The 26,853-nt window shown below is 70.5% G+C and carries 26 protein-coding genes and 2 tRNA genes; 19 read left to right on the top strand and 9 right to left on the bottom strand.

All coding sequences use genetic code 11. From position 1 onward, the window contains the following. Nucleotides 1–163: 163 nt before the first annotated feature. From ACWC2B_RS15040 to ACWC2B_RS15020, 5 genes are all read left to right on the top strand, one after another. Nucleotides 164–2,350, top strand: coding sequence for an ATP-dependent DNA helicase UvrD2 (locus ACWC2B_RS15040; RefSeq protein ID WP_450716877.1), 2,187 nt, complete (start codon nt 164–166; stop codon nt 2,348–2,350). Between the two features lie 179 nt (nt 2,351–2,529). Then, nucleotides 2,530–2,883 (top strand): hypothetical protein, encoded by a 354-nt coding sequence (locus tag ACWC2B_RS15035; protein ID WP_450716876.1) that lies wholly within the window; start codon nt 2,530–2,532, stop codon nt 2,881–2,883. Between the two features lie 175 nt (nt 2,884–3,058). Next, the gene (locus tag ACWC2B_RS15030; protein WP_053729898.1) at nt 3,059–3,427 is read left to right on the top strand and encodes a WhiB family transcriptional regulator; all 369 of its coding nucleotides are present in this window, start codon (nt 3,059–3,061) and stop codon (nt 3,425–3,427) included. Then, complete coding sequence (locus ACWC2B_RS15025; RefSeq protein ID WP_450716875.1) at nt 3,424–3,747, top strand: hypothetical protein; 324 nt, start codon at nt 3,424–3,426, stop codon at nt 3,745–3,747. The genes ACWC2B_RS15030 and ACWC2B_RS15025 overlap by 4 nt, the downstream gene beginning before the upstream one ends. A gap of 166 nt (nt 3,748–3,913) precedes the next feature. Further along, entirely contained in the window at nt 3,914–4,084 is a 171-nt protein-coding gene (locus tag ACWC2B_RS15020) for a hypothetical protein (RefSeq protein ID WP_450716874.1), read from the top strand. A 15-nt stretch (nt 4,085–4,099) separates the two neighbouring features. On the opposite strand, the gene ACWC2B_RS15015 is transcribed toward ACWC2B_RS15020, so the two are convergent. After that, the gene (locus ACWC2B_RS15015) at nt 4,100–5,464 is read right to left on the bottom strand and encodes an ABC1 kinase family protein (RefSeq protein ID WP_450716873.1); all 1,365 of its coding nucleotides are present in this window, start codon (nt 5,462–5,464) and stop codon (nt 4,100–4,102) included. 40 nt (nt 5,465–5,504) lie between these two features. Then, entirely contained in the window at nt 5,505–6,638 is a 1,134-nt protein-coding gene (locus ACWC2B_RS15010; RefSeq protein WP_450716872.1) for a ThiF family adenylyltransferase, read from the bottom strand. A 225-nt stretch (nt 6,639–6,863) separates the two neighbouring features. Here ACWC2B_RS15010 and ACWC2B_RS15005 point away from each other — a divergent pair, with 225 nt between their 5' ends. The 4 genes from ACWC2B_RS15005 (at nt 6,864) to ACWC2B_RS14990 (ending at nt 10,616) form a co-directional block, all read left to right on the top strand. Further along, on the top strand, nt 6,864–7,460 hold the full coding sequence (locus ACWC2B_RS15005; protein ID WP_450716871.1) for a M48 metallopeptidase family protein: 597 nt from the start codon (nt 6,864–6,866) through the stop codon (nt 7,458–7,460). 106 nt (nt 7,461–7,566) lie between these two features. After that, the gene (locus ACWC2B_RS15000) at nt 7,567–9,153 is read left to right on the top strand and encodes a TerD family protein (protein WP_450716870.1); all 1,587 of its coding nucleotides are present in this window, start codon (nt 7,567–7,569) and stop codon (nt 9,151–9,153) included. Between the two features lie 13 nt (nt 9,154–9,166). Further along, complete coding sequence (locus tag ACWC2B_RS14995) at nt 9,167–9,847, top strand: AIM24 family protein (protein WP_450716869.1); 681 nt, start codon at nt 9,167–9,169, stop codon at nt 9,845–9,847. A 13-nt stretch (nt 9,848–9,860) separates the two neighbouring features. Further along, nucleotides 9,861–10,616: an AIM24 family protein gene (locus ACWC2B_RS14990; RefSeq protein WP_450716868.1), complete on the top strand. Its 756-nt coding sequence runs from the start codon at nt 9,861–9,863 to the stop codon at nt 10,614–10,616. Between the two features lie 82 nt (nt 10,617–10,698). On the opposite strand, the gene ACWC2B_RS14985 is transcribed toward ACWC2B_RS14990, so the two are convergent. Both ACWC2B_RS14985 and ACWC2B_RS14980 read right to left on the bottom strand, forming a co-directional pair. Then, nucleotides 10,699–11,220: an NUDIX hydrolase gene (locus ACWC2B_RS14985; RefSeq protein WP_450716867.1), complete on the bottom strand. Its 522-nt coding sequence runs from the start codon at nt 11,218–11,220 to the stop codon at nt 10,699–10,701. Beyond that, nucleotides 11,217–12,668 (bottom strand): zinc-dependent metalloprotease, encoded by a 1,452-nt coding sequence (locus ACWC2B_RS14980; protein WP_450716866.1) that lies wholly within the window; start codon nt 12,666–12,668, stop codon nt 11,217–11,219. Before ACWC2B_RS14980 ends, ACWC2B_RS14985 begins: the two co-directional genes overlap by 4 nt. A 189-nt stretch (nt 12,669–12,857) precedes the next feature. Here ACWC2B_RS14980 and ACWC2B_RS14975 point away from each other — a divergent pair, with 189 nt between their 5' ends. The 4 genes from ACWC2B_RS14975 (at nt 12,858) to ACWC2B_RS14960 (ending at nt 16,017) form a co-directional block, all read left to right on the top strand. Next, on the top strand, nt 12,858–13,964 hold the full coding sequence (locus ACWC2B_RS14975) for an SDR family oxidoreductase (protein ID WP_450716865.1): 1,107 nt from the start codon (nt 12,858–12,860) through the stop codon (nt 13,962–13,964). Nucleotides 13,965–14,042: 78 nt separating this feature from the next. Beyond that, nucleotides 14,043–14,507 carry a molybdenum cofactor biosynthesis protein MoaE gene (locus tag ACWC2B_RS14970; protein ID WP_450716864.1) on the top strand — a complete coding sequence of 155 codons (465 nt, stop codon included), beginning with the start codon at nt 14,043–14,045 and terminating at the stop codon, nt 14,505–14,507. A 141-nt stretch (nt 14,508–14,648) separates the two neighbouring features. Next, nucleotides 14,649–14,819 carry a hypothetical protein gene (locus ACWC2B_RS14965; protein ID WP_450716863.1) on the top strand — a complete coding sequence of 57 codons (171 nt, stop codon included), beginning with the start codon at nt 14,649–14,651 and terminating at the stop codon, nt 14,817–14,819. 109 nt (nt 14,820–14,928) lie between these two features. Continuing rightward, a complete protein-coding gene (locus ACWC2B_RS14960; protein ID WP_450716862.1) occupies nt 14,929–16,017 on the top strand; it encodes a YlbL family protein in 1,089 nt (362 codons plus the stop codon). A 25-nt stretch (nt 16,018–16,042) separates the two neighbouring features. On the opposite strand, the gene ACWC2B_RS14955 is transcribed toward ACWC2B_RS14960, so the two are convergent. After that, nucleotides 16,043–16,588, bottom strand: coding sequence for a PPA1309 family protein (locus ACWC2B_RS14955; protein ID WP_450716861.1), 546 nt, complete (start codon nt 16,586–16,588; stop codon nt 16,043–16,045). A 135-nt stretch (nt 16,589–16,723) separates the two neighbouring features. Between ACWC2B_RS14955 and ACWC2B_RS14950 the strand changes: the two genes are divergently transcribed. From ACWC2B_RS14950 to ACWC2B_RS14935, 4 genes are all read left to right on the top strand, one after another. Then, complete coding sequence (locus ACWC2B_RS14950) at nt 16,724–19,609, top strand: UPF0182 family membrane protein (RefSeq protein WP_450716990.1); 2,886 nt, start codon at nt 16,724–16,726, stop codon at nt 19,607–19,609. Nucleotides 19,610–19,706: 97 nt separating this feature from the next. Then, nucleotides 19,707–19,780: transfer RNA gene (locus ACWC2B_RS14945), tRNA-Met, on the top strand. A 242-nt stretch (nt 19,781–20,022) separates the two neighbouring features. After that, nucleotides 20,023–21,855: a sel1 repeat family protein gene (locus ACWC2B_RS14940; protein ID WP_450716860.1), complete on the top strand. Its 1,833-nt coding sequence runs from the start codon at nt 20,023–20,025 to the stop codon at nt 21,853–21,855. Between the two features lie 66 nt (nt 21,856–21,921). Then, a tRNA-Met gene (locus ACWC2B_RS14935) sits at nt 21,922–21,995 on the top strand. 153 nt (nt 21,996–22,148) lie between these two features. Here the strand turns inward: ACWC2B_RS14935 and ACWC2B_RS14930 are convergent. Then, nucleotides 22,149–22,565 carry a Fur family transcriptional regulator gene (locus tag ACWC2B_RS14930; RefSeq protein WP_053729883.1) on the bottom strand — a complete coding sequence of 139 codons (417 nt, stop codon included), beginning with the start codon at nt 22,563–22,565 and terminating at the stop codon, nt 22,149–22,151. A 127-nt stretch (nt 22,566–22,692) separates the two neighbouring features. Here ACWC2B_RS14930 and ACWC2B_RS14925 point away from each other — a divergent pair, with 127 nt between their 5' ends. Continuing rightward, nucleotides 22,693–24,162 (top strand): catalase, encoded by a 1,470-nt coding sequence (locus ACWC2B_RS14925; protein ID WP_450716989.1) that lies wholly within the window; start codon nt 22,693–22,695, stop codon nt 24,160–24,162. 90 nt (nt 24,163–24,252) lie between these two features. Here ACWC2B_RS14925 and ACWC2B_RS14920 read toward each other — a convergent pair whose 3' ends face one another. Together ACWC2B_RS14920 and hisN are read right to left on the bottom strand one after the other, a co-directional pair. After that, entirely contained in the window at nt 24,253–24,651 is a 399-nt protein-coding gene (locus tag ACWC2B_RS14920; RefSeq protein ID WP_450716859.1) for a CBS domain-containing protein, read from the bottom strand. Between the two features lie 201 nt (nt 24,652–24,852). Next, nucleotides 24,853–25,656 (bottom strand): histidinol-phosphatase, encoded by an 804-nt coding sequence (gene hisN, locus ACWC2B_RS14915; RefSeq protein WP_450716858.1) that lies wholly within the window; start codon nt 25,654–25,656, stop codon nt 24,853–24,855. A gap of 156 nt (nt 25,657–25,812) precedes the next feature. On the opposite strand from hisN, the gene ACWC2B_RS14910 reads away from it, so the two are divergent. Continuing rightward, complete coding sequence (locus ACWC2B_RS14910; protein ID WP_450716857.1) at nt 25,813–26,484, top strand: TetR/AcrR family transcriptional regulator; 672 nt, start codon at nt 25,813–25,815, stop codon at nt 26,482–26,484. 29 nt (nt 26,485–26,513) lie between these two features. Here the strand turns inward: ACWC2B_RS14910 and ACWC2B_RS14905 are convergent, their stop codons facing one another. Then, on the bottom strand, nt 26,514–26,837 hold the full coding sequence (locus tag ACWC2B_RS14905) for a DMT family transporter (RefSeq protein WP_114038981.1): 324 nt from the start codon (nt 26,835–26,837) through the stop codon (nt 26,514–26,516). Nucleotides 26,838–26,853: the final 16 nt, after the last annotated feature.

Here is a 26,853-nt window from a genome sequence, read left to right as displayed (position 1 = left end):
CGGCGCCCGCATGTGACCGAATCGCCACGGCGGCCGCATCGTGGCTGTTCAGCCAGGTGCCCGGCGCCTGCGGAAGGCGGTGCGGCTGGCATTAGTACGACTGCGGGGGCCGCCTGTGGACAACGCGGCGCACCAGTCCCGGGCGACCTGGCAGCATGGCGGGGTGACATCAGCAACGCACTCCACTCTCTTCCCGCCGGTCCCGGACACGGCCGACGCGGTGCTCGACGGGCTCGACCCCGAGCAGCGCGAGGTCGCGACGGCCCTGCACGGCCCGGTGTGCGTGCTGGCCGGCGCGGGCACGGGCAAGACCCGCGCGATCACCCACCGGATCGCGTACGGGGTGCGCTCGGGGATCCTCCCGCAGTCCGGCGTGCTGGCCGTCACGTTCACCAACCGGGCGGCCGCCGAGATGCGCGGCCGGCTGCGTGAGCTCGGCGTCGGCAGCGTCCAGGCCCGTACGTTCCACTCGGCGGCCCTGCGCCAGCTCCAGTTCTTCTGGGAGGGGGCCGTCGGCGGCAAGTACCCGCCCCGGCTCGTCGAGCGCAAGGTCCAGCTGGTCGCCGAGGCGGCCGCCCGCAGCGGGCTCCGCCTCGACCGCAACGAGCTGCGCGACGTGACCGGCGAGATCGAGTGGGCGAAGGTCACCCAGAGGGTCCCCGACGACTACCCGGCGGCCGTCGCCAAGTCCCACCGCGAACCGCCCCGCGACCCGGCCGAGATCGCCCAGATCTACCGGACGTACGAGCAGCTCAAGCAGGACCGCGTGGTGATCGACTTCGAGGACGTGCTGCTGCTCCTGGTCGGCATCCTGCAGTACCGGGAGGACATCGCGCAGAAGGTGCGCGGCCAGTACCAGCACTTCGTGGTGGACGAGTACCAGGACGTCAGCCCCCTCCAGCAGCGTCTGCTCGACCTGTGGGTGGGCGACCGGGGCAACCTGTGCGTGGTGGGCGACGCCAGCCAGACCATCTACTCCTTCACCGGCGCCACCCCCGACTACCTCCTCGACTTCCGCACCCGCCACCCGAGCGCGACGGTGGTCAAGCTGGTCCGGGACTACCGCTCCACCCCCCAGGTCGTGCACCTCGCCAACGGGCTGCTCAACCAGGCCACCGGCCGCGCCGCCGAGCACCGCCTCGAACTGGTCTCGCAGCGCGACAAGGGCCCGGAGCCCAGCTACACGGAGTACGGTGACGAGCCCGCCGAGGCCGAGGGCGTGGCCCGGCGCATCCGCGACCTCATCCGCTCCGGGGTCCCGGCCGGCGAGATCGCGGTGCTGTACCGGATCAACGCCCAGTCCGAGATCTACGAGCAGGCACTCGCGGACCTCGACGTGCCGTACCAGCTGCGCGGCGCCGAGCGGTTCTTCGAGCGCCCCGAGGTCCGCGAGGCGATGACCGCCCTCAGGGGCGCCTCCGTGGCCGGCCGCAACGACGCGCTGCTCGACGACGCCGTGGACCTGCCCTCCCAGGTGCGGGCCGTGCTCGGCACCAAGGGCTGGACGGCCGTGCCCCCGAAGGGCTCCGGCGCGGTGCGCGACAAGTGGGAGTCGCTGGCCGCCCTCGTCCGCCTCGCCGAGGACTACGTGCGGGCGAAGCCCGACGCGACGCTGTCCGACCTGGCGGCCGAGCTCCGGGCCCGGGAAGAAGCCCAGCACGCCCCGACCGTGCAGGGCGTCACCCTCGCCTCGCTGCACGCGGCGAAGGGCCTGGAGTGGGACGCGGTGTTCCTGGTCGGCCTCACCGAGGGCATGCTTCCGATCACGTACGCCAAGACGGACGAGCAGATCGAGGAGGAGCGCCGGCTGCTGTACGTCGGCGTCACCCGGGCCCGGCTCCATCTGGGGCTCTCCTGGTCGCTCTCGCGCTCTCCCGGCGGCCGGGCCCACCGTCGCCCCAGCCACTTCCTGGACGGCCTGCGCCCGGGCTCCGGCTCCCGCGCCGGCCGGGCGGCAGCGGGCGGTGCGGGTGGCATCGAGCGCGGCCCCGCCGCCCGCAAGCGGGTCCGCCGGGGCCCGGTGCTGTGCCGGGTGTGCGGGAAAACACTCACCGAGGCCGGCGAGATGAAACTGATGCGCTGCGAGGACTGCCCCTCGGACATGGACGAGGCGCTGTACGAGCGGCTCCGGGACTGGCGCTCCCACCAGGCGCAGGAGCTGGGCATGCCCCCGTACGTCGTCTTCACGGACAAGACGCTCATGGCGATCGCGGAGGCCGTGCCGTCCAACGGGCACGAGCTCGCGGTGATCTCCGGCGTCGGCGCCCGCAAGCTGGACCGGTTCGGCACCGATGTCCTGGCCATCTGCGCAGGTGAGGAGCCTGGAGGAGGCGACGAGGCAGGTTCGTGAAAACTCGTCGAAAAAATAGTTTGCGCCCGCCCCAGGAATCCCCATAGGTTCTTAACCACGGAAACGAGAGCTTCTCCGAAGCCGGGTCTCCGTGCTGTACTTAGCTGTACTTATCCGAATACGCATGGGATCAGGCCGCGAGGCCGAAGTCCCCGAGACGCCGAGAGGAGGCGAGACCAGTGGCCAGCTACATCGAGATCACCACCAGCTTCATCAGCACCAAAGTGACGGACCGCTCGGTCGCCGCCACCTGCACGCTCGGCTCTTCTCTCCAGGGCACCGGTCTGTCCACCGGCGCCTCCGGTCTCGTCGGCATCTCCGCCGTCGTTCCGGCCTCCCTGGCGAGCCTCCCCGTGCGTGATGAGCGCAATGAGCGACCGATTCAGGCGCCGGGAGCAGCAGTAGCGAAGGGACGGGCTCAGGCCCACGCCTTTGCGGCGACCGGTGCCGGAGCCGAGAAGCAGACGAAGCACTACCAGCACCACACGATGTGGGCCTTCCGTGGGCTCGAACCCTGGAGTGATCCAGCCTGATCCAGATCAGGCAGGCGCCTTCAGGGCCGCGGAACCCCATCAGGGATCCGCGGCCCTTCTGTTTGTCCCGAACGGGACGGACGGAGTGAAGGGGGCCTCGGTACCAGCCGAAACCCGGCCGACCGGCCGGACCGACACAGCCGAACACACCCGACAAGACGAGGTTGAAACCACCGTGCAACTCGAAGCGCACGCCCCGTCCGTACCGCCCGCCCCGACTCTCCCCCCGCCCGGTCTCACGGAGGACCCCGCCTTGACTCCCCTTACCGCGCTCACCGCGCTTGACGACGCCATCGAGAACCTCGGCGTACCCGTCCCCTGCCGTTCCTTCGACCCGGAGGTCTTCTTCGCCGAGTCGCCGGCCGATGTCGAGTACGCCAAGTCGCTCTGCCAGACCTGCCCCCTGATGGCCGCCTGCCTCGCGGGTGCCAAGGAGCGGCGCGAGCCGTGGGGCGTCTGGGGCGGCGAGCTCTTCGTCCAGGGTGTGGTCGTTGCCCGCAAGCGGCCGCGTGGTCGCCCGCGCAAGAACCCGGTCGCGGCATGAACCGCCCGGGAACCATCGACCACCCCCGAACGAACGACCCCCAGAAGCAGGCCCCGATGACGACGTCCGCCAGCGAGCCCACCGGCTCCGCGACCCCAGACTTCACCACCACCGGCGCGAACGAGTCGCGTCAGAACAGGACCCTCGAAATGCAACTCATGCCAGAAGCCCTGGCCCGTGCGCATATGCATCAGCGGCTGCAGGAAGCCGAGGTGGAGCGCCAGGCCGTACGCATGGTCGCCGCCCGGCGGATGCAGCGGCGGGCCGAGCGCGCGTCGATGCGCGCCCGCCGTGCCCTCGCCATGGCCGTCATGCACTGACGGCCGGCGCCCGGTCGGCACGACCAGGAAGTAAGAGCCTGAGACACAGGCTCCAAGCAACATGAGGCGGGGGCCGGTCCTGACGGACCGGCCCCCGCGGTGCGTTGTGGCCTCAAAGAGCCCGGCGCGGCGGTATCGTCGCGAGGTGGACGACCAGAATCGACCGGTGGCCGAAACCATCGTGTGCTCCCACTGCGGGACCCCGGCTCCTGCCGAGGGTCCACCGCCGACTTGGACCTACTCGGTCGAGAACGGCACCGGCCTCTACTACTGCGACGACTGCGCCCGCGCCAACATCAGAGCCATCGAAGGCCGGCTCGACGCCGCCTGGTGGTAGCGCCCGGGCCCGCCCTCACGCCTCCTCGGCCGCCTCCGCCTCCTCCGGCGCGTCCGCCAGGAACCCGGGCATCCACTCCTCCAGCTCGTCCCGCATGCGCACCGTCGCGTCCAACTGGCACAGCACCCCGATGGTGGACAGCGTCACCCGGTGTATCAGCAGATACGACGGCGGCAGGTTGAGCTGCTTGCCCAACTGGTGGGCGGGGGAACGGGGATCGGCGATCCGGGCCGCCTGCCCGCGCATCCAGCCCCGGCTGAAGGTGAACTCGTCGGCCTGGGCCGGCTCGATGATCGGCAGCAGATAGTCGAGGACCGCGTCCGGATCGAGGTCGATCGACTCCTTGACGAAGCCCTCACCGCGCAGCAGCTCGTACACCGCCTCGGCCTCACCCTCCAGCGTCATCCGCAGGGACTCGCCGATGGTCGCGGGCAGCCCGCCGGGCAGCCGGTCCACCGTGCCGAAGTCCATGACGCCGAGCCGCCATTGGCCGCCCGCCTTCTCGGGCGGCAGCAGCCGGAAGTTGCCCGGATGCGGATCGGCGTGCAGCAGCCCGGTCCTCGCCGGGCCCGAGAACAGGAACCGGGTCAGCAACTGCCCGGCCCTGTCCCGCTGTTCCGGCGTGCCGTCCTTGATCACGTCCGAGAGCGGTATCCCCTCGATCCACTCGGTGACCAGGACCTGGTCGCACTGGTGCACCACATCGGGCACCAGCACATCGCCGTCGCCTGCGAACTCTGCGGCGTGCTCCCGCTGGGCCCGGGCCTCCAGCTCGTAGTCCAGCTCCTCCGAGACCCGGTCGCGCAGCTCGGCGATGAGCGGCTTGATGTCCATCCCCGGGATCAGCGGGCCGAGCAGCCGGGCGAACCGGCTGAGCTGCGTCAGATCCGAGAGCAGCGCCTCGCCCGCCCCCGGATACTGCACCTTGACGGCCACCTCGCGCCCGTCGTGCCACACCGCCCGGTGCACCTGCCCGATCGAGGCGGCCGCCGCCGGCTTCTCCTCGAACTCCAGGAACAACTCCCGCCAGTCGGCGCCGATCCGCTCCTCCAGTACGGCGTGGACCGTGCGGGTCGGCATAGGCGGCGCCGCCTCCTGGAGCTTGGTCAGGGCGGCCCGGTAAGGGCCGGCGACCTCCTCCGGCAGGGCCGACTCGAAGACGGACAGCGCCTGCCCGAACTTCATCGCACCCCCCTTCAGCTCGCCCAGGACCTTGAAGAGCTGCTCGGCGGTCCGCTGCTGAAGCTCGCGCGCCACCAGCTCCGCGGACTTCCCGCCGATCCGCTTGCCCAGGCCCCAGGTGGCCCGGCCCGCGAAGCCAAGTGGCAGCGCGGCCAGCTTGGCGGTCCGGGTGACCGCCTTCCGGGGAAGATCAGACATGCGCCCCTCCAAATCCCAGACAGCAGCGCCCTCGCAGGCGTTACCGGGCCATTGTGTCGTGTGGCCCGACGGCCCCCGAGACCTGCTCCCCCTGAGTGTTCCCAACCGCGCCGCAGAAGCAGTCGCGGTGTGGCTCGATCGGTGTGGACCGCCAGTCGAGCTGGGGCAGCGAGGCCTCCCAGCGGCTGCCCGTACTCGCCGGAAGATCGCCGTCGAGAAATGCCAGAGCATGCCCCGCCGCGAGCCCCGCGACCGCTGTCGCGAGCGCCAGGTCGCAGGCCGGTACGGCGGTGCGCTGCCGCCCCGAGCGCCACTGCGCGAGCAGCCGCGGCCAGCTCGGATCGCGCTCAGTGCGGCCGAGCGAGAGACATCCCGCGCACCCGGTGCCGCCGGGCAGCACCAGCGGCCCCACCATCCCCGTGGTCTCCACAACTCCCGCGTACAGATGGGGAATTCCGGCCCCGATCCAGTCTTCGGCGTCCATCGCGTTCGGCGCGTACACATCGAGCGATTCGCGGGGAGCGACCACGATCAGCGAGAGCGCGGTCTGCTCCGCGTCCCGGCCCTGGCGCGGCGGTCCGCCCGGCGCCGTCCGCCGCACCAACTGTCCCGCCGCCGTCGCCCGCCGCTCGCCGACGGACCGCTCGGGCAGCCCGCCCGGGGCCACATCGCCCGGCTGCGCGACGCCGCCGTCGAGGACGTCGACCCGGCCCACCCCGGAGCCCGAGAGAAGCGCGGCGATGGTCGCGCCCACCCGCCCGGCGCCGCGCACCTGGACGCGTATGGCCCTGCGGGCCGCCAGCCTGCGCGCCGCGTCGCCCGGCTCGGGGTGGATGAGCGAGAGGGAAGCCAGATCCGGCCGTAGTCGCTCCAGCGCATCCGACCGCTTCCGTAACGCACCGGCCGCCGGGCCGCCCGCCGTCGGATCGTCCACCACGCCCGCCGCCGTCAACCGGGCCACCAGCTCGTCCACTTGACCGGGCGGCAGGTTCAGGGCGCGCGCCCGCTCGTACAGGAGCGGCAGGCCCTGTGTGCCGTCGAGCAGTTCCAGGAAATGGCCAGTCGCCGGGTCCACCGGCGACACGACCACTGCCTGCGCGGGTGTGATCCCGAACTGCACGGTCTGCCGGTCCCGCCAGGCCCGGCGCAGTGCCGGCTTCAGCATCGGATGCATGGTCGAACCCCCGTTGTTCCGCACCTGCGCACGTCCCCGGAACCTGCCCGATCGCAGGCCGTCGTGCGCCATGGGGCCAGAATGCACGGCTGCGGCGAAGGGCGTGAAAAGTTGTCCACAGGCGAGGGGTATTAGTCATTCAAATGCTGCACCCCGTCGGATGGATCATGGCTCAACCGACCCGGAGGCGGGACTTCCCCCACTGGCAGCGGGTAACGTCGGGGCGTGCCCGCCGACCCACTGCAGAGTGCCGGAAGCCCGCCGCGCAGCCCCACCAGCCTGCCGCCACGCGGTCCGGCGACGAGCGCGGTCGAGGTCCGCCGCAGCACCCGGCGCAGCAGAACGGTCTCCGCCTACCGGGAGGGCGACCGCACCATCGTTCTGATCCCGGCCCGGATGTCCGAGGCCGAGGAGCAGCGCTGGGTCACGGTGATGCTGGACAAACTGGCGGCGCAGGAGAGCAAGCGCATGCTGGGCGACGCGGAACTGACCGAGCGCGCCGAGCGTCTGTCCGAGCAGTACTTCGAGGGCCGGGCCCGCCCCGCGTCGGTGCGCTGGGTGACCAACCAGAACACCCGCTGGGGCTCGTGCACCCCCGCCGAGGGCAGCATCCGCCTCTCGCACCGGCTGCAGGGCATGCCGGAGTACGTCGTCGACTATGTGCTCGTCCACGAGCTGGCCCACCTCCTGGTGCCCGGTCACGGACCCCGGTTCTGGCGGCTCCTCGACGCCTATCCGCGCACCGAACGGGCCCGCGGCTACCTCGAAGGCGTGGTGGCCGCCGACCGCCTTCCGCACCTGCCCGCCGCCCGCGGAGAGTGAGAGTCGGCGGTTCTGTACCGAATGTGTAGCGGCTTCGCCGATTGTCGGAGGCAGCCGTTAGCCTGGCGCGACGCAATCACCTCGGGATGGGGGACGGTCGGTACGCATGGCCAGGGAATTCCAGCGCGGCCACAAGGCCAAGGTCAGTGATCTCACGGCAGGGACGGATCTGTACGTAGGCGTGCAGATCGGCGGTCCCGGGCTGACCTTCGACATCAGCTGCTTCGGGCTCGACGCCAACGAGCAGCTGTCCGACGACCGTTACTTCGTCTTCTTCAACCAGCCGAAATCCCCTGAGGGGTCGATCCAGCTCCTCGGTGCCCAGTCCGGTGACAGCGAGTCGTTCCGCGTCACCCTGGACCGCGTCCCGGCCAACATCCACAAGCTCTCCTTCACCGCGACGCTCGACGGCGCCGGCCAGATGTCGCAGGTGGGCCCGGGTTACATCCGGGTCGTCGCCGGTGGCGAGGAAGTGGTCCGGTACTCCTTCACCGGTGCGGAGTTCAGCACCGAGCGGGCCGTCATGCTCGGCGACTTCTACCTGAAGGACGTCTGGCGGTTCGCCGCGGTCGGCCAGGGCTTCGACGGTGGCCTCGAAGCCCTCCTGAAGAACTTCGGCGGCGAGGTCCTGGAGGAGGAGCCCGCAGCCCCGCAGCAGCCGCAGGCGCAGTCGCAGAGCGCGGCCCCCGGCTTCGCGCCGCCACCCCAAGCCGCCGCGCCCGCCCCGCAGCACTACGCGCCGCCGCAGGGATCCACCCCGCCGCCGCCTCCCGCGCCCAGCCCGCAGATCCACGCCGCCCCGACCATCGCCGCGCCGATGCACCTGGTGCCCGGCACCGTGCCGCCGCCGCCCGCGCCTTCCCCGTACGGGCAGCCGCAGCAGCCTCAGTACGGACAGCCGCCGCAGCAGCCGCAGTTCGGCCACATCCCTGGCCAGACACCGACGCCGGGCGCCCCCGCCCCGTACGGCCAGCAGGCGCCCTATGGACAGCCCGCGCCCTATGGGCAGCCGCAGGGCGTGCCCCAGGGCGGTGGCGGCCTTCACTCCGCCATCCAGATGTACAAGGAACTGCCCACCGGCCAGCGCTGGACATCGCAGAACAAGCAGCTGGTCCGGGTCGACCTCGGCACCGGCGGCCAGCCGGTCCTGGCCCGCCAGGGCAGCATGGTCATGTACCAGGGCAAGGTCGACTTCGGCTACAAGGGAGCCGGCTTCGCGGGCCGCATCGTCGGCAACGCGACCGGCCAGGAAATGCAGTTGATGCGCTGCTCCGGCCGAGGCCAGGTCTTCCTCGCCGAGAACAGCTCCTATCTCCACCCCATCGAGCTCCAGGGCGACGGCATCTGCGTCTCCTCCGAGAACGTCCTGGCCTTCGACGAGTCGCTCCAGTACGAGGTCCGCCGTATCGAGGGCCACGGCATCCCCGGCGGCGCCCTGTTCACCATGCTGTTCCAGGGCACCGGCACCGTCGTCGTGATGACGCACGGCACCCCGGTGGTGCTGCCGGTCACGCCGACCACGTTCGCCGACAGCGACGCGATCGTCGCCTGGTCCGCCGCGTCCCAGGTGATCGTCTCCAGCCAGGTCCGGCTGCGCCGCAACGCCTATCCGGGACACAGCGGCGAATCCGTCAATCTCCAGTTCCGGGGCGCCCCCGGCAACTTCATCGTCGTCCAGCCGTACGAGGTCTGAGGGAGCCCGAAGAATGAACCAGCAACTCGCGGGCTACGCCCCGACGCCCGTCGCGGCCCGGATGGAGAACCACGGCAGCGCCATGCTCAAGGTGGCCATGGCCACCGGCCAGGACCTGCTCGCCCGGGTCGGCTCGATGGTCGCCTACGAGGGCTTCATCCAGTACGAGCCCAACCCGCCCGCCGTGCGCCAGATGGCCCGGGACTGGATCACCGGCGAGGGCGCGCCGCTCATGAAGTGCACCGGCGACGGCCTGCTCTACCTCGCCGACTACGGCGCCAACGTCGTGATCGTCCACCTCAACAACGACGCGCTCTCCGTCAACGGCACCAATGTGCTCGCCTTCGACGCGAGCCTCCAGTGGGGCGTCGAACGGGTCAAGGGGCTCGCCAAGTTCGCGGGCCAGGGCCTGTTCAACGTGAAGATCTCCGGCACCGGCTGGGTCGCCCTGACCTCGCGCGGCACCCCGGTCGTCGTCGACTGCGGGAGCGGCGAGGACGAGACGTACGTCGACCCGGACGCCCTGGTCGCCTGGTCCCCGAACCTGAAGGTGAAGGGCAAGCGCAGCTTCAAGGCGTCCTCGCTGATCGGCAGGGGCAGCGGAGAGGCCTTCCAGATGGCCTTCTCGGGCCAGGGCATCGTGGTCGTACAGCCGAGTGAGGACAGCACGGACCGCCTGCGGGCCCGGGGCTAGGGGGAGAGACACCATGCAGAGCCCGCTTTTCAGCTACACCGAGCAGCAGTCCCAGGAGCGGTACACGGCGCAGAACCCGCAGTTGCTGCGGGCCGTGCTCACCGGCCACGACGACCTCCTCGCCCGCAAGGGCTCGATGGTCGCCTACCAGGGGCTGATGGAGTTCGACGGCGAGTACCAGTCGAACGGGCAGCAGCGCGCCCGCGCCCACACCGGCGAGGGCCTGGACCTGATGCGGGTCTCGGGCCAGGGCACGGTCTACCTCGCCAACCTGGCCCAGCACGTCCATGTGGTGGACGTCGACCGGGACGGGCTGACCGTCGACAGCGGCTACGTCCTCGCGATGGACTCCTCGCTGCACTACGAAGTCATCGCCGTGGACAGCCAGTACGGGGTCTCCGGCACCGGCAAGTACCAGCTCAACATCACCGGCACCGGCAAGGTCGTCCTGATGACCTCGGGACAGCCGCTGATGCTCCAGGTCACGCCCGACAAGTACGTCAACGCGGACGCGGACGCGATCGTGGCGTGGTCGACCTCGCTGCGCGTGCAGATGCAGGCGCAGACGCACTCCACGGGCGTCTGGCGGCGCCGCGGCAACACGGGCGAGGGCTGGGAACTGAGCTTCCTGGGCCAGGGTTTCGCCCTCGTCCAGCCGAGCGAGGTGCTGCCGCCGCAGAACGCGATGATCGGGCAGGGCCTGCGCGCCCAGTACGGCATGGGCCAGCAGGGCGTCCACGCGCAGAACCAGGGCAACGCCTGGAGCTAGGCTTCAGGGGCACGGGTAAGGGGCGCTCGCCATGGCGAACGCCCCTTACTTTTATGTCAGTTGGGGCCGGTCCGGTCTCCGGCTACAGTCGCGCGCGGGTCGCCTCAAGGAGGTTGACCACCGACGTGTCGGCGACCGCGGCCACCTCGTCGTAGCCGAACCAGCGCAGGTCCAGGGACTCGTCGCTGATCGCCTCGACCGCGCCGGCCGGGGCGAGCGCCGCGTACTGGACGTCCAGGTGCCAGTGGCAGGGCGCCGGGATCGGATGCCGGTCGAGGCGGACCGGGCCGCCCGCGAGCAGCGTGAGACCGGCGACGCCGGACTCCTCCTCGGCCTCGCGCAGCGCGGCGGCCGCCACCGTGGCGTCGCCCGGCTCGCAGTGGCCGCCCATCTGGAGCCACATGTTCAGCTTCTTGTGCAGCGTGAGCAGCACCCGGCCCCGCGTCGGGTCGATGACCAGCGCGCTCGCCGTGAGGTGGCCCGCCTCGCAGGCCTTCCACATGCCGTCGGGGTGTGCGCAGAGATGATCCAGATAGGCCTGGCGCAGCTCGGCCTGGCCCTCGTACGCCTTCAGTACGAGGGCCGCGTCGTCGTGCAGGGTCACTTGTCGGAATCGCCCTTGCCGTCGTCGGATCCGTCGGTCTCCTCGTCGGCCTCGGCGCCCTTGTCCTTCTTCAGGGAAGGGCCGCTCTGCTCGGCGGCCTCGCCCAGCATCTTGTCCAGCTCCGAGAAGTCGAGGTGCTCGCGGTGCACGAAGCCGTCCGGGTCGTCCAGATCGGACGCGGTCGGCAGCATGTCCGGGTGCTCCCACAGGTCGTCCCGGCCGTCCACACCGCGCGCGTCGGTGAGCGAGGCCCACAGGCGCGAGGCGTCCCGCAGCCGGCGCGGCCGCAGTTCCAGGCCGATCAGGGTGGCGAAGGTCTGCTCGGCCGGGCCACCGGTCGCCCGACGCCGACGCAGCATCTCGCGCAGCGCGTCCGCCGAGGTCAGCCGGGGCTTGGCGGCCGCGTGGACCACCGCGTCGACCCAGCCCTCGACCAGCGCGAGGGCCGTCTCCAGGCGGGCCAGCGCGGCCTTCTGCTCGGGGGTGTCCTCCGGCTGGAACATGCCCTGCTGGAGGGCCTCCTGCAGCTGCTCCGGGTTCGACACGTCGAGCTGGCCGACGGCGTCCTCCAGCTTCGCGGTGTCGACCTTGATGCCGCGCGCATAGCCCTCGACCGCGCCGAACAGGTGCGATCGCAGCCACGGCACATGGGCGAAGAGCCGCTGGTGGGCGGCCTCACGCAGGGCCAGATAGAGCCGGATCTCGTCCTTGGGGACGCCCAGGTCCTTGCCGAACGCCTCGATGTTCAGCGGAAGGAGAGCGGCCTTGCCCGCCGGGCCGAGCGGCAGCCCGATGTCGGTCGAGCCGACGACCTCGCCCGCGAGCGTGCCGACGGCCTGCCCGATCTGCTGGCCGAACATGGCGCCGCCCATGGAGCGCATCATGCCGATCAGCGGGCCCGCCATGGCCTGCATCTCCTCGGGCAGGACGCCGCCCATGGCCGCGCCGACGCGCTCGGCGACCGGGTCGACGAGTTCCTTCCAGGCGGGCTGGGTGGCCTCGACCCACTCCGCGCGGCTCCACGCCACAGCCGTGGTGGAGCCCGAGGGCAGCGACGTCGCGTCGTCCAGCCACAGGTCGGCCAGACGCACGGCCTCCTCGACGGCGGACCGCTCGGCGGGGCCCACGCTCTCGTCCTTGGTGCCGTCCGCGGTGCCCTGGGCGACCGTCTGGCGGGCGATCTGCTTGGCCATGTCCCAGTTCACGGGACCGCCCTCGTAGCTGAGCATCTGGCCGAGCTGCTGGAAGGCGGCGCCCAGGTCGTTCGGGTTCATCGAACCGAACATCGCGGCGAACGGGTTGTCCCCGCCGCCGGCTCCCGGGAAGCCGAAGGGGTTGCCGCCCTGGCCACCGGCACCCTGACCACCTCCGGCAGGGTCCTTCTTCTTGCCGTCGCCGTTCTCCGGCTCCTCCGGCGGAAGGCCGAATCCGAATGGGGTGTCACTCACGGGTTTCCTCGGCTCGTCAGGCCGTCGGCTACTGCCGACGGCGGCTTCCCCACAACAAGACCAGCGTAGACATCCGAACCGGATAAGGGCTCGGTGCTCCGCCGCCTCGCGGCCTGCGGCAGGATGGACGCCACCTGGTACGTACGCGTCATTAACGTACGTACTGAAGACAACCGCTGGAGACGCCCGGTGAGTTCCCCAGATCCGCAGGTTCGCGCAGCGCGAAACCTCTCAACCTCAACATCGCGCGGCCCCGTCGTCGCCGTGACCGGTGCCGCGTCCGGGATCGGCGCCCTGCTGACCTCGCGGCTCGCCGCGTCCGACGAGGTCAAGCAGGTCGTCGCCATCGACGAACGGCGGGGCGAGGTCTCCGAGGCGACCTGGCACATTTTGGACGTACGGGATCCGGCGATCGCCGAGAAGCTGCGGGGCGCCGACGTCGTCGTGCACCTGGCGCTCGACCTCGACCTGGAGACCGACGCGGCGGCCCGCACCGCCTACAACGTGCGCGGCACCCAGACCGTGCTGACCGCCGCAGCCGCGGCCGGCGTCCACCGGGTCGTCCTGTGCACCTCGGCGATGGTCTACGGGGCGCTGCCCGACAACGACATCCCGCTGTCCGAGGACGCCGAGCTGCGGGCCACCGCGGAGGCGACCGGCGTCGGCGACCTCCTGGAGATCGAGCGACTGGGGCGGCGCGCACCCCGCGCCCACCCCGGTCTCAACGTCACGGTGGTGAGGCCCGCCGTCCTGGTGGGCGGTACGGACACCGCGCTCACCCGGTACTTCGAGTCGCCGCGCCTCCTGGTCGTCGCCGGATCCCGTCCGACCTGGCAGTTCTGCCATGTCGACGACCTGTGCAGCGCGCTGGAGTACGCCGCTCTGGAGAAGGTCGACGGAGAGTTCGCCGTCGGCTGCGACGGTTGGCTTGAGCAGGAGGAGGTCGAGGAACTCAGCGGCATCCGCCGCATGGAGCTGCCCTCGGCGGTCGCCCTGGGCGCGGCCGCCCGGCTGCACCGGATCGGCCTCACGCCCTCGCCGGCCGGAGACCTCGCGTACACGATGCACCCCTGGGTCGTGAGCGTCGGGCGCCTGCACGACGCGGGCTGGCGGCCGCAGTGGACCAACGAGGAGGTGCTCGCCGAGCTCCTCGAAGAGGTCGCCGGCAGGCACACCGTCGCGGGCCGCAGGCTCGGCCGCAAGGACGCCACGGCCGCCGGTGCGGCGGGCGCCACCGTCGCGCTCCTCGGCGCCGCCGCAGTGGTGCGCAGGGCCCGCAAGCGCCGGGGGCTGTAGGACCCTCCTACGCAGGCGCGCGGCACCCGGTCGAAAGAGCTATTCCGGGATGTCGGTGCCGTACGGCACGATGGGAACATGGCACGCACGTACCCCGACCACCCCGGTGAGCAGGCGGCGCAGGACCCCATCCGCCTCCTGGCGATCCGGGACAGCCCGCTGTCCGTCGACGAGGTCTTCGCCGCTTCGGGCGACTTCGCGGCGGGCGGCACCACGCTCTTCGTGGGCACCGTGCGCAACCACGACGGCGGCACGGACGTCGACACGCTCGGGTACTCCTGCCACCCCAGCGCCGAGGCGGAGATGCGCCGGGTGGCCGAAAAGGTCGTCGCCGACTATCCGGTCCGCGCGCTGGCCGCCGTCCACCGTGTGGGCGATCTGGCCGTCGGCGATATCGCGGTCGTCGTCGCGGTCTCCTGCCCGCACCGCGGGGAGGCCTTCGAGGCGTGCCGCAAGCTGATCGACGACCTCAAGCACGAGGTCCCGATCTGGAAGCACCAGAAGTTCTCGGACGGTACGGAGGAGTGGGTCGGGGCCTGCTGACGCGGCCTCCGTGTCCGAAACCCAACAGGTGCCTTGCGCCCCGATTTGCGTAACCGCACCCCTGGCGTGAGCGTTGGACTGGCAGATGACTAATCTGCTGATCTGTCAGTTGCGGTTGCTCATTGGGGACGGGAGGTCGGAATGGCTGCACTCCTGTGGCTGCTGATTCCGCTTTGCGCTGCTGTCGGCGCGGCGATATGGGCGAGCTGGGCAGCCCGTAATCGCACGGCCGGCGATGTGGCTGAACTCGCCGGGTACAGCCGGTTCCGTGAAGCGATGGCGAAATCGCACTCCGGAACCGACGCCGTCTGAGCGTTCCCGAGCGGCGCACACCGCCCTCGTTTCGTACGCGATCGCCAACGGCCCCCGTACGGACCGGCCCCAGGGGTGGGCGCACAGATCGGTCCCGTACTGTCGTTCCATGCCACGCCGCACCGCGACGATGCTCGCCTCCACCCTCGTGCTCATCGCGCTGCTCTGTGCCGGGGTGCTCATCAAAGTGCCGTACTCCGAGATGTCTCCCGGGCCCACCGTGAACACGCTCGGCGACTCCGGCGGCGAGCCGGTGCTGCAGATCTCCGGCCACAAGACCTACCCGACGACCGGGCACCTCAACATGACGACGGTCAGGGTCACCGGTGCGGACTACCGGATGAACATCGTCGAGGCCGTCTACGGCTGGCTCGCGCACGACAGCGTCGTCGTCCCGCACGACACGCTCTACCCGGACGGCAAGACCGACGAGCAGTCCAACCAGGAGAACGCCGAGGAGTTCAGCCAGTCCCAGGAGAGCGCCAAGGTGGCGGCCCTGAACGAGCTGAACATCCCCGTCAAGAACTGGGTCATCGTCTCCTCGGTCGTCAAGGGCAGCCCCGCCGAGGGCAAGCTGCACGCCGGTGACGCCATCAAGGCCGTCGACGGCGCCCCGGTCACCAAGCCGGCCGACGTCGCGATGCTCGTCACCAAGCACAAGCCCGGCCAGAACGTCGTCTTCACGATCGTCCCCGCCAAGGAGGCGGAAGCCGCCAAGAAGGCGGGCAAGGAGCCCGAGGGCGGCGAGAAGCTCACCATCACCACCGAGAAGGCGTCGGACGGCGACCGTGCCATCGTCGGCATCCAGGCCGGGACCGACCACGCCTTCCCGTTCACCGTCGACATCAAGCTCGCCGACGTCGGCGGGCCCAGCGCGGGCCTGATGTTCTCGCTCGGCATCGTCGACAAGCTGACGCCCGACGACCTGACCGGTGGAAAGTTCGTCGCCGGCACCGGCACGATCGACGACGCCGGCAAGGTCGGCCCGATCGGCGGCATCGAGATGAAGCTGATCGGCGCGCGCCAGGCGGGCGCCCGCTACTTCCTGACGCCCAAGGACAACTGCGAGGCGGCCGCCTCGGACATCCCCTCGGGCCTCACGCTGGTGAAGGTCGACACCATCCACGACGCCAGGCAGTCCCTGGACAAGATCCGTACGGGGGACACGGCCGGACTGCCGAGCTGCTCGGCCAAGTGACGCGGGCCGCGCCCCCGCGGCGTCGTTAGGCGAAGGTCGCGGCCAGCGCCTCGGCGAGGCCCGGCACCAGGTCGGGGCCGGTCAGAACCTCCGTAGGAGAGTCCTTCTCGCGCAGCCGGATCGCCGACTCGCGGGCGCCGCCGCGCAGCACCGCCACCGTCATCCGGACCTCCTGGCGGTCCGGGTGCGTGGCCACCCACTTGGCGAGCTCCTTGTCGCCGAGGCCCTCGGGCACGGAGGTCTCGGCGGACGGCGGCAGCATCAGGCGCTCCACCGTGAGCGCGCAGCCGGCCACCGAGTCGGGCCAGGCGATGGTGCCGAGGAACTTGTCCAGCGGCTTGTTCCGCGGGATCTCCTCCTGCTCGATCGGGGTCAGCCCGGAGACCTGGGCGTCGTCGGAGGTGGAGACCAGGCCCGGCGCCTGGGCACGGAGCTTCGCGGTGTCGACGAGGGCGAAGAGGCGGGCCGGCTTGTCCCAGCCCAGACCGGATGCGTACTCGTCGATTTCGAGCACCGCGCGGGTGAGCGGGCTCGCGGCCATCGGAGGGCCGGAGGGGGAAACGTTGGACATGGACAACATCCTGCCCTCTTTCACCCCCCGATCGGGAACTGAGTAAAGCCTCAGTAAGTTGCATGAGTGGGCCCTACGATCGCGGGGCCCGCCCATACGACAGCGAACTTCGAGGTGCGCACCTTGGCTTTCCAGATGCCGGACCGCGGCTCAGGCCCGTCCGGGCCACGGATCAGAGTCGGCCGGCCGTCCCGCCGGGTCCGGACCCTGCTCATGACACTGGGCATTCTGGCCGTGCTTGCCATGGCCTTCGTCATGTTCGCGGGGTTCTGGACCGACTGGCTCTGGTATCGCTCGGTCCACTACTCGTCGGTCTTCACCACCCAGCTGTGGACCAAGATCGGACTGTTCTGCGTGTTCGGACTGCTGATGGCTCTCGCCGTCGGCCTGAACATCTGGCTGGCGCACCGGCTGCGGCCGCCGCTCAGCGCGATGTCCCTGGAACAGCAGAGCCTCGACCGCTACCGGATGGGCATCGCCCCGTACAAGAAGTGGATGCTGCTCGGGATCACCGCGCTCATCGGGCTCATCGCCGGGGCCTCGGCCTCCGGTCAGTGGCGCACCTGGCTGATGTGGGTCAACGGGGTGCCGTTCGGCCAGAAGGACCCCCAGTTCCATCTGGACGTGTCGTTCTACGCCTTCGACCTGCCCTGGTACCGCTTCATGCTCGGCTTCGGTTTCGCCGCCGCCGTCCTGTCGCTCATCGCCGCCGCTCTCACGCACTACCTGTACGGAGGGCTGCGCATCACCAGCCCCGGGGCGCGCGCCACGGGAGCGGCCACCGGGCACCTCTCGGTGCTGCTCGGCGTCTTCGTGGTGCTCAAGGCCGTGGCGTACTGGCTGGACCGGTACGGCCTGGCGGTCAAGTCCAGTGACTTCAAGGCGACCAACAACTGGACGGGCCTTCGGTACGTCGACGCCAACGCCTACCTGCCGGCGAAGACGATCCTGTTCTGCATCGCGGTCATCTGCGCCGTGCTGTTCTTCGCGACCCTGTGGCGCCGCACCTGGCAGCTGCCCGTCATCGGCTTCGGCCTGATGGTGCTCTCGGCGATCCTGATCGGCGGGCTCTACCCGGCGATCGTGCAGAAGTTCCAGGTCCAGCCCAACGAGCAGGCCAAGGAAGCCCCGTACATCCAGAAGAACATCGATGCCACCCGCAAGGCGTACGGCATCGACAACGCGGATGTGACGGACTACAAGGGCACCACCGACGCCAAGGACAACCCGAAGCTGCGCTCGGCGGCCGACACGGCGGCCAGCTACCGGCTCATCGACCCCAACGTCGTCTCGCCCGCCTTCCAGCAGCTCCAGCAGCAGCGGAAGTACTACCAGTTCCCTTCGACCCTGGACGTGGACCGCTACACGGACAAGGACGGCAAGGAGCAGGACACCGTCATCGGGCTGCGCGAGCTCAACCTCAAGGGCATCGACAAGCGCAACTGGATCAACGACCACTTCACGTACACCCACGGCTTCGGCGCGATCGCGGCCAAGGGCACCAGTGTGGACGTCAACGGCGCGCCGGACTTCACCGAATCCGGGCTGCCCACCACCGGCCAGCTCGCCTCCGGCTACGAGCAGCGCGTCTACTACGGAGAGAAGACCGACCAGTACTCCATCGTCGGCGGGCCCCAGAAGGAGCTCGACTACGAGAGCGAGGGCAAGGGCCAGGTCACGACGAGCTTCGAGGGCAAGGGCGGGGTGAGCCTGTCGAACCCGTTCAACCGGGCCGCGTACGCCGTCACCCTCAGCGAGCCGCAGATCCTGTACTCGGGAGCCATCGGCAAGGGCTCGAAGATCCTCTACAACCGCACTCCCAAGGACCGCGTCGAGGCGGTCGCTCCCTGGCTGACCATCGACGGCGACGCCTACCCGGCGGTCGTCGGCAAGCGCATCCAGTGGGTCGTCGACGCGTACACGACGACCAACGGCTACCCCTACGCCTCGCGCACCACCCTGGGCGAGACCACCACCGACTCGCTGACCGACAACCAGCGCGCGGTGATGGCCCAGCAGAACCAGGTCAACTACATCCGCAACTCGGTGAAGGCGACCGTGGACGCCTACGACGGCACGGTCACGCTGTACCAGTGGGACGACAAGGACCCGGTCCTCAAGACCTGGATGAAGGCGTTCCCCGGCACGGTGAAGGCCAAGTCCGAGATCCCCAAGGACCTGCTCTCGCACCTGCGGTACCCGCAGGACATGTTCAAGGTGCAGCGCGAGCTGCTGACCCGGTACCACGTCACCAACCCCGCGCAGTTCTACAGCGGCAGTGACGCCTGGCAGGTTCCGGACGACCCGACCAACAAGGACAACAGCGCGGTCCCGCCGTACTACCTGTCCATGAAGATGCCGAACGCCGAGGCGGAGGGCAAGAAGTTCTCGCTGACCACGACGTTCACGCCCAACGGCCGGCCCAACCTGGGCGGGTTCATGGCGATCGACGCCGATGCCGCGAGCAAGGACTACGGCAAGATCAGACTGCTCCGGGTCACCGACAACGTGCAGGGCCCGCAACAGGTGCAGAGCAAGCTGAACGGTCTGCCCGAAGTCGCCGAGTTCGTGCGGAACCTGAGAGGCACCGACTCCGAGATCGACTACGGCAATCTGCTCACCGTGCCGCTCGGCGGGGGCTTCCTCTACATCGAGCCGGTGTACGCACGCGGTGGCAGCGCCAACTACCCGCTCCTGAAGAAGGTCGGCGTCTCCTACGGCGACAAGACCGTCTTCAAGGACAACCTGGCGGACGCGCTCAGCGCGGTCTTCGGAGCCGACGGGGCCACCCCGCCGTCCACGACGACACCGCCGACCACGCCCCCCACCACCACACCGCCGGCCTCCGGCAACGCGACGGTGGACCAGGCCATCAAGGACGCGCAGAAGGCGTACGACGACGGCCAGAAGGCGCTCGCCAAGGGCGACTGGAAAGCCTACGGCGATGCCCAGAAGGCACTTCAGGACGCCCTGCAGAAGGCGGCCGACGCCGAGGCGAAGGCGACCAGGCCCACGAGCTGACCCGGCCGGACCGGAGCTGACCCGGGCAGACCGGGTCGGCTTCGGTCTGTGCTGGTCAGGAGGCCATCCCGCACCGTGGTAGCGTTGCATTCACCGACGCGGGGTGGAGCAGCTCGGTAGCTCGCTGGGCTCATAACCCAGAGGTCGCAGGTTCAAATCCTGTCCCCGCTACTCACTGACGAGGGCCCGGATCCTTTCAAGGATCCGGGCCCTCGTCGCGTCTGCGCCAGGTCCGCCGCCGATCTTGTCCGATTACCGGTGGCTGGAACCTTCCGGTGTGAAAACTGGTCTTCCCAGGGGGAGTTGGGCGCAAGGGGTTTGGCTTGTCTCTCTGTGGGCATGTCGACAAAACGCTGAAGTGACCTCACTGGCTGCGGTATACCAGGTGTACGGCGGTTGCGGGTGGTGCGACGATGGTATTTATGGGGGACAGGGCAACTCTGTTGGAGACAGGGCGGTTTGTGCAGACACGCTCCGATGAGGACGCTGACACCGCTGACGCCGAGACCGAGGCGCGGCACCGGCGTGCCGCCGACAGCGGCGACGCCGAGTCGATGAGCGTGCTCGGCTCCCTGTTGCTGCGCCGCGGCGACCTCGACAGCGCCGAGCCCTATCTGCGCGGCGCCACCGCCGAGGGCGACCGGGCCGCCGCCAACAACCTGGGCGTCCTGCTCCACCAGCGCGGCTACCCCGACGAGGCGGCCGGCTGGTGGCGCATCGCCGCTGTCGCCGGATCCGCCGCCGCCGCGCACGCGCTCGGCCGCCACTACCGAGAGCGTGGCGACGAGCCCGCCGCCGAGTACTGGCTGCGCCAGTCCGCCGAGCAGGGCCACGCGCTCGGTGCGTACGCGCTCGCCGACCTCCTGGAGCACCGCAGCGACGTCGGCGCCGAGCGCTGGCTGCGCGCCGCCGCCGAGCAGGGTCACCGCGAGGCCGCCTACCGGCTCGCCCGCCTCCTCGACGGGCGCGGCGACGGCGAGGCGACCGGCGAGGGCCCCGGTGACATCGCTGTCGACCAGGCGCCCGACGGCGAAGGGGCGGCTGACGAGGCCGAGCCCTGGTACCGGCAGGCCGCCGCCCGCGGCCACCGCCGGGCCGCCCTGCACCTCGGCGCGATCCTGGAGAAGCGCGGCGAGCTCAAGGAGGCCGGCCGCTGGTACCTGACGTCCGCCAAGGACGGCGAGGCCAAGGCCGCCTGCGCGCTCGGCTTCCTGCTGCGCGACGCGGGCGACGAGGAGAGCGCCGCCGTGTGGTGGCTGCGCGCCGCCCAGGACGGCGACGGCAACGCCGCCAACGCCCTGGGCGCGCTGCACGCGGCGCGGGGCGAGCAGCAGACCGCCGAGCGCTGGTACCGCGAGGCGATGGGCGCCGGGGACGTGAACGGGGCGTACAACCTCGGGCTGCTCTGCGCCGCCCAGAACCGCACCGCCCAGGCCGAGCAGTGGTACCGCAGGGCCGCCTACTCCGGGCACCGCGAGGCGGCCAACGCGCTCGCCATCCTGCTGCTCCAGGCCGGCGACGCGACCGGCGCCGAGCCCTGGTTCTCCAAGGCCGCCGAGGCCGGCAGCGTGGACGCCGCCTTCAACCTCGGCATCCTCTTCGCCGGCCGCGACGACGACCGCACGGCCTTGAAGTGGTACGAGCGGGCCGCGGCGGCCGGGCACACCGACGCGGCGCTCCAGGTCGGCATCGCGCTGCTGCGGGACGGCGAGGAGCAGGCCGCCGAGCGCCATCTGCGGTGCGCGGCGGGCGGCGGCAGCGCGGAGGCCGCCTTCCGTCTCGCCACCGTCCTCGACGCACGCCAGCCCCCGCCCGGGCCGCCCGCGCTCGGCGAGCCGATGGCGGAGAAGACCGAGTGCGAGGAGTGGTACGAGCGGGCCGCGCAGCAGGGCCACCGCCGGGCCCAGGTCCGGGTCGGCATGCTGGCCGCGGCCCGGGGTGACCTGGAGGCGGCCGCGCGCTGGTACGGGGAGGCGGCCGAGGCGGGCAGCCGCAACGGCGCCTTCAACCTCGGGCTGCTGCTCGCCCGCGAGGGCCGCGAACGCGAGGCCGCCCTGTGGTGGTCCCGCGCCGCGCACGCCGGACACGGCCGGGCCGCGCTGCGCCTCGCCCTGCTCGCCGCCCGCCACGGCGAGCTGACCGAGGGGCAGCGCTGGTGCGCGAAGGCGGTCGAGCTGGGCCCGGCGGAGGTTGCCGAGCGGGCCGCGCGGCTGCGCGAGGCGCTCCACCAGGAGCTCACGGCCTAAGGGTTTGCGCAGGTGGGGAAGGGATTTGCGCTGGTCGGGGTCGTCCCGTAAGGTTGTGTTCACCGACGCGGGGTGGAGCAGCTCGGTAGCTCGCTGGGCTCATAACCCAGAGGTCGCAGGTTCAAATCCTGTCCCCGCTACTTGCAGGCTGAGGCCCGAATCCTTTGGGGGATTCGGGCCTCAGTCGTTTTCTGTACCGTTGTAGACCGTCGTGGACATCTGAACTGTCGTAGACAGAAGTGAAGCCCTCCAGCCAGTGGTGGCCGGAGGGCTTCTTGGTGTTCCGGGGTGGGTCAGGCCGCCGCGCAGTTCGGGCACGTGCCGCGGTAGGTGACCTCGACGGCCGCGATCGTGAAGCCGAAGCGCTCGGTGTCGGGGAGGTCGGCCAGCGGGTTGCCCTGCGGGTGGACGTCGCGGATCGCGCCGCACTGGGCGCAGACCAGGTGTTGGTGCGGCCGGTGCGCGTTCGGGTCGTAGCGCTTGGCGCGGCGGTCCGTGGAGACCTCCAGGATCTCGCCGAGCGTCACCAGCTCGCCCAGGGTGTTGTATACCGTCGCCCGGGAGATCTCGGGCAGCCGTTCCACCGCGCGCGCATGCACTTCGTCCGCCGTCAGGTGGACGTGGTCGCCGTCGAGGACCTCGGCCACGACGCGCCGCTGTGCGGTCATGCGCCAGCCGCGGCCGCGCAGTCGCTCCAACAGGTCACTCATAAGGACCAGCCTAACAGGGGAGGGGAGTCAGTCCCGAACAGGTGTGGCTTTGGATCCTTGCTTGACTTAGACAATGTCCATTGTAGGATCGAGTTCGGCATACGCCAAGGGACAGGACTCGCAGGACATGACGCAGGAGGCGCACGTGACACAGGGACCGCTCACCACGGAGGCCGGCGCACCGGTGGCCGACAACCAGAACAGCGCGACCGCGGGCGCCGGCGGTCCGGTCCTGGTCCAGGACCAGTCGCTCCTGGAGAAGCTCGCCCACTTCAACCGTGAGCGCATCCCGGAGCGCATCGTCCACGCGCGGGGTGCGGGCGCGTACGGCACCTTCACGCTCACCCGTGACGTCTCGCAGTGGACGCGTGCCAAGTTCCTCTCCGAGGTCGGCAAGCAGACCGAGACGTTCCTGCGCTTCTCCACCGTGGCCGGCAACCTCGGCTCCGCCGACGCCGTGCGCGACCCCCGCGGCTTCGCGCTGAAGTTCTACACGGAGGAGGGGAACTACGACCTGGTCGGGAACAACACGCCCGTCTTCTTCATCAAGGACGCCATCAAGTTCCCCGACTTCATCCACACCCAGAAGCGCGACCCGTACACGGGCAGCCAGGAAGCCGACAACGTCTGGGACTTCTGGGGTCTCAGCCCCGAGAGCACCCACCAGGTGACGTGGCTCTTCGGCGACCGCGGCATCCCGGCCACCCTGCGCCACATGAACGGCTACGGCTCGCACACGTTCCAGTGGAACAACGAGGCCGGTGAGGTCTTCTGGGTCAAGTACCACTTCAAGACCGACCAGGGGATCAAGAACCTCACCCAGGACGAGGCCAACAAGCTCGCCGGCGAGGACCCCGACTCGCACCAGCGCGACCTGCGCGAGGCCATCGAACGCGGTGACTTCCCGTCCTGGACCGTGCAGGTGCAGATCATGCCGGAAGCGGACGCGGCGACCTACCGCTTCAACCCGTTCGACCTCACCAAGGTGTGGCCGCACGCGGACTACCCGCCGATCGAGATCGGCAAGCTGGAGCTCAACCGCAACCCGGAGAACATCTTCGCCGAGGTCGAGCAGTCGATCTTCAGCCCCGCGCACTTCGTCCCCGGCATAGGTCCCTCGCCGGACAAGATGCTCCAGGGCCGCCTCTTCGCGTACGGCGACGCGCACCGCTACCGCGTCGGCATCAACGCCGACCACCTGCCGGTGAACCGCCCGCACGCCACCGAGGCGCGTACCAACTCCCGTGACGGCTACCTGTACGACGGCCGCCACAAGGGCGCGAAGAACTACGAGCCCAACAGCTTCGGCGGGCCCGCCCAGACCGACCGCCCGCTGTGGCAGGGCAGCCCGGTCACCGGTGTCACCGGCAGCACCGAGGCGCCCTCCCACGCCGAGGACGACGACTTCGTGCAGGCCGGAAACCTCTACCGGCTGTACTCGGAGGACGAGAAGGCCCGTCTGATCGACAACCTGGCGGGCTTCATCGCCAAGGTTTCGCGTGACGACATCGCGGAGCGTGCGATCAACAACTTCCGCCAGGCGGACGGTGACTTCGGCAAGCGGCTCGAAGCCGCGGTCCAGGCCCTTCGCGGCTGATTCACGGATCGCTCGCCGAAGAACAGACAGGAGGCCGGACCCCCTTCGAGGGGCCCGGCCTCCTGGCGTTACGGGCCGGGAGCCCGGTGGTCAGCCGGCCATCGCGGCCTCGCGTCGCGCCGGGGCCCAGCAGCGGATGATGTCGCGGACCGAGACGACGCCGACCGGGCCGTGGTCGTCGAGCACGATCAGATGTCGGAAGCCGCCGTGCGTCATGGCCTCGGCCGCCTCCAGGAGGGTCCAGGACGGCGCCGCGAAGACGACGTCGGTGGTGGTGTGCTTGCCCGCCGTCTCCTGGTCCGGGTTCTGGCCCAGGCCGACGGAGTTGAGGATGTCGCGCTCGGTGAGGATGCCGATGCCGCTGGTGTCGGGGTCGAGGACGATGGCCGCGCCGACCCGGCGTGCGGACATCAGCCGGGCCGCCTGGTGGAGGGTGTGGGCAGGTCCGATGGTGAGGACCATCGTGCTCATGGCGTCACGGACGAGCATGGATGGAGCCACCTCCTTGGTGGATTCAGCTCCCGGCACGGCGATGGGGCCCGCTCCGGAAAGAATTCACAAGTTCACAAGTGGGGGGACTCCTAGAGTCGCATCCGGACCGGCCGTCAACAAGGGGCTGGTAGAGGTCAGCCGAGGGGCGCGTAAAAGTACGACTCACACCCCTCGTGCGCCTCAGGGGCGGGGCCCGGGTTACTGCGCGCTGTCGCCGAGGTAGCCGAGCAGCTCCTCGTGGAGCAGGCCGTTGGACGCCGCCGCGTTGCCGCTGTGGGGGCCCGGCCGGCCGTCGAGGCCGGTGAAGACTCCGCCGGCCTCCTGCACCACGATCACGTTCGCCGCCATGTCCCACATCGACAGCTCCGGCTCCGCGCAGAAGTCCACCGAGCCCTCGGCGACCATCATGTACGGCCAGAAGTCGCCGTAGGCGCGGGTCCGCCAGCACTCCCGGGTCAGGTCCAGGAAGTCGTCCAGCTTGCCCCGCTCCTCCCAGCCGCTCAGCGAGGAGTACGAGAACGAGGCGTCGGCCAGCTTCGAGACGCTGGAGACCTTCAGCCGGGTCGCCGACGTCAGGCTGCGGCCGGTGAACGCGCCATGGCCCTTCGCCGCCCACCAGCGCCGGTTCAGGGCGGGCGCCGAGACGACGCCGACCACCGGCTGGAAGCCGTGCTCGCCCGCCTCCATGAGCGAGATCAGGGTCGCCCACACGGGCACGCCCCGGACGTAGTTCTTGGTGCCGTCGATCGGGTCGACCACCCAGCGGCGCGGGCCCGTGCCGTCCAGGCCGTACTCCTCGCCGAGGATCGCGTCGCGTGGCCGCGCCCGTTGCAGATGCCCCCGGATGACCTCCTCGGCCGCCTTGTCGGCCTCGCTCACCGGCGTCATGTCCGGCTTGGTCTCGACCTTGAGGTCGAGGGCCTTGAACCGGTCCATGGTGGCCGCGTCGGCGGCGTCCGCGAGGACGTGGGCGAGACGCAGATCATCGTGATAGTCGGGCATGGGCACCACCGTAGCGATCGCCCGCCCTACGGACCACAATGCCCGCACTCCGGACGCCCGGCGCGCCGCCCGCGGCGGCTATTGACAGTCCCTGGTGGCGCGTCAACTCTGAACTCGGAGCCGCTCGCAAGGCCTCGGGGGGCTCGGGAGGCGACCATGCCCACAGCGCGGGAATCCCTACTGGACGCCGCTCTCTCGGCGCTCGCGAGGCTGCCCTGGTCGGGAGTCCGGATGGTGGACGTGGCGTCCGCCGCCGGGGTCTCGCGGCAGACCCTCTACAACGAGTTCGGAAGCAAGGACGGCCTCGCCCGCGCGCTCGTGCGCCGGGAGGCCGATGTTTATCTGCGGGGCGTCGACAGAGCGCTCGCCGAGCGCCCCCATGCATCTCCGACAGGCTCCGACGCAGGGGGGACCCCCGTCATCGGCCCGGCCGACCGCCTGGTCCGCGTCGCGGAGTGGATGGTCGGCTCGGCCCGCTCCAGTGCTCTGGTGCGGGCCCTGCTCACGGGCTGCTGGAGCGAACGCCTTCCGGCGCCCTCCGCCCGTACCTCCGCCGCGGTCTCCGCCGTGCCCGCCCAGCGCCGCGCCGACGCCGGGGTGCCCGGGCCCGCCGAACTCGTCGCCGCCGTACGGGACCGGGCGTTCGCGGCGCTGGAGAAGGAGGTGCCGGGCGCGGATCCGGTGGAGCTGGGGCGGTACTGCGAGACCGCGGTACGGCTCGGGCTCTCCTGCGTGGTGGCGCCGCCGGGGCGGGGCGAGGGGCAGGCGGGGTACATCCGCTCGGTGCTCGCCCGGCTGCCGGTGCGCGCCGTGGGGCCCCATATGTGACGGTTTGTCACGAGGCTTACGGGCGTGGGTCAGTGGGCCGACCCCGAGATCTGAAGGCCGATCACGCCCACGATGACCAGCGAGATCGACACCAGCTTGAGGGTGGAGACCACGTCGCCGAGGAAGACCATGCCGTAGATCGCGGTCCCGGCCGCCCCGATGCCCGTCCACACCGCGTACGCCGGGCCCACGTCCAGCTTCTTCAACGACAGCGTGAGGAGGCCGAACGATCCGAGCGCGAACGCGGCGAAGGCGATCGTCGGCCACAGCCGGGTGAAACCGTGCGACAGCTTCAGGCAGACGGCGAAGCCCGTTTCGAGGATTCCCGCCACCACGACCAGCAGCCACGCCATGTCCAGGGCCTCCCGC

The organism is Streptomyces sp. NPDC001415 (genome assembly GCF_053597395.1).
This window is presented reverse-complemented; position numbering and strand designations above follow the sequence as displayed.

Coding starts and splice junctions, on each gene's coding strand:
- ACWC2B_RS14930 (WP_053729883.1), bottom strand. CDS start 22,565: ATGAGTGACCTGTTGGAGCGACTGCGCGGCCGCGGCTGGCGCATGACC.
- ACWC2B_RS14955 (WP_450716861.1), bottom strand. CDS start 16,588: ATGTCCAACGTTTCCCCCTCCGGCCCTCCGATGGCCGCGAGCCCGCTC.
- ACWC2B_RS14905 (WP_114038981.1), bottom strand. CDS start 26,837: ATGGCGTGGCTGCTGGTCGTGGTGGCGGGAATCCTCGAAACGGGCTTC.
- ACWC2B_RS14965 (WP_450716863.1), top strand. CDS start 14,649: ATGGCTGCACTCCTGTGGCTGCTGATTCCGCTTTGCGCTGCTGTCGGC.
- ACWC2B_RS14990 (WP_450716868.1), top strand. CDS start 9,861: ATGCAGAGCCCGCTTTTCAGCTACACCGAGCAGCAGTCCCAGGAGCGG.
- ACWC2B_RS14995 (WP_450716869.1), top strand. CDS start 9,167: ATGAACCAGCAACTCGCGGGCTACGCCCCGACGCCCGTCGCGGCCCGG.
- ACWC2B_RS15000 (WP_450716870.1), top strand. CDS start 7,567: ATGGCCAGGGAATTCCAGCGCGGCCACAAGGCCAAGGTCAGTGATCTC.
- ACWC2B_RS14920 (WP_450716859.1), bottom strand. CDS start 24,651: ATGCTCGTCCGTGACGCCATGAGCACGATGGTCCTCACCATCGGACCT.
- ACWC2B_RS14960 (WP_450716862.1), top strand. CDS start 14,929: ATGCCACGCCGCACCGCGACGATGCTCGCCTCCACCCTCGTGCTCATC.
- hisN (WP_450716858.1), bottom strand. CDS start 25,656: ATGCCCGACTATCACGATGATCTGCGTCTCGCCCACGTCCTCGCGGAC.
- ACWC2B_RS14940 (WP_450716860.1), top strand. CDS start 20,023: ATGGTATTTATGGGGGACAGGGCAACTCTGTTGGAGACAGGGCGGTTT.
- ACWC2B_RS15010 (WP_450716872.1), bottom strand. CDS start 6,638: ATGCATCCGATGCTGAAGCCGGCACTGCGCCGGGCCTGGCGGGACCGG.
- ACWC2B_RS14925 (WP_450716989.1), top strand. CDS start 22,693: ATGACGCAGGAGGCGCACGTGACACAGGGACCGCTCACCACGGAGGCC.
- ACWC2B_RS14970 (WP_450716864.1), top strand. CDS start 14,043: ATGGCACGCACGTACCCCGACCACCCCGGTGAGCAGGCGGCGCAGGAC.
- ACWC2B_RS14910 (WP_450716857.1), top strand. CDS start 25,813: ATGCCCACAGCGCGGGAATCCCTACTGGACGCCGCTCTCTCGGCGCTC.
- ACWC2B_RS15015 (WP_450716873.1), bottom strand. CDS start 5,464: ATGTCTGATCTTCCCCGGAAGGCGGTCACCCGGACCGCCAAGCTGGCC.
- ACWC2B_RS14950 (WP_450716990.1), top strand. CDS start 16,724: ATGCCGGACCGCGGCTCAGGCCCGTCCGGGCCACGGATCAGAGTCGGC.
- ACWC2B_RS15025 (WP_450716875.1), top strand. CDS start 3,424: ATGAACCGCCCGGGAACCATCGACCACCCCCGAACGAACGACCCCCAG.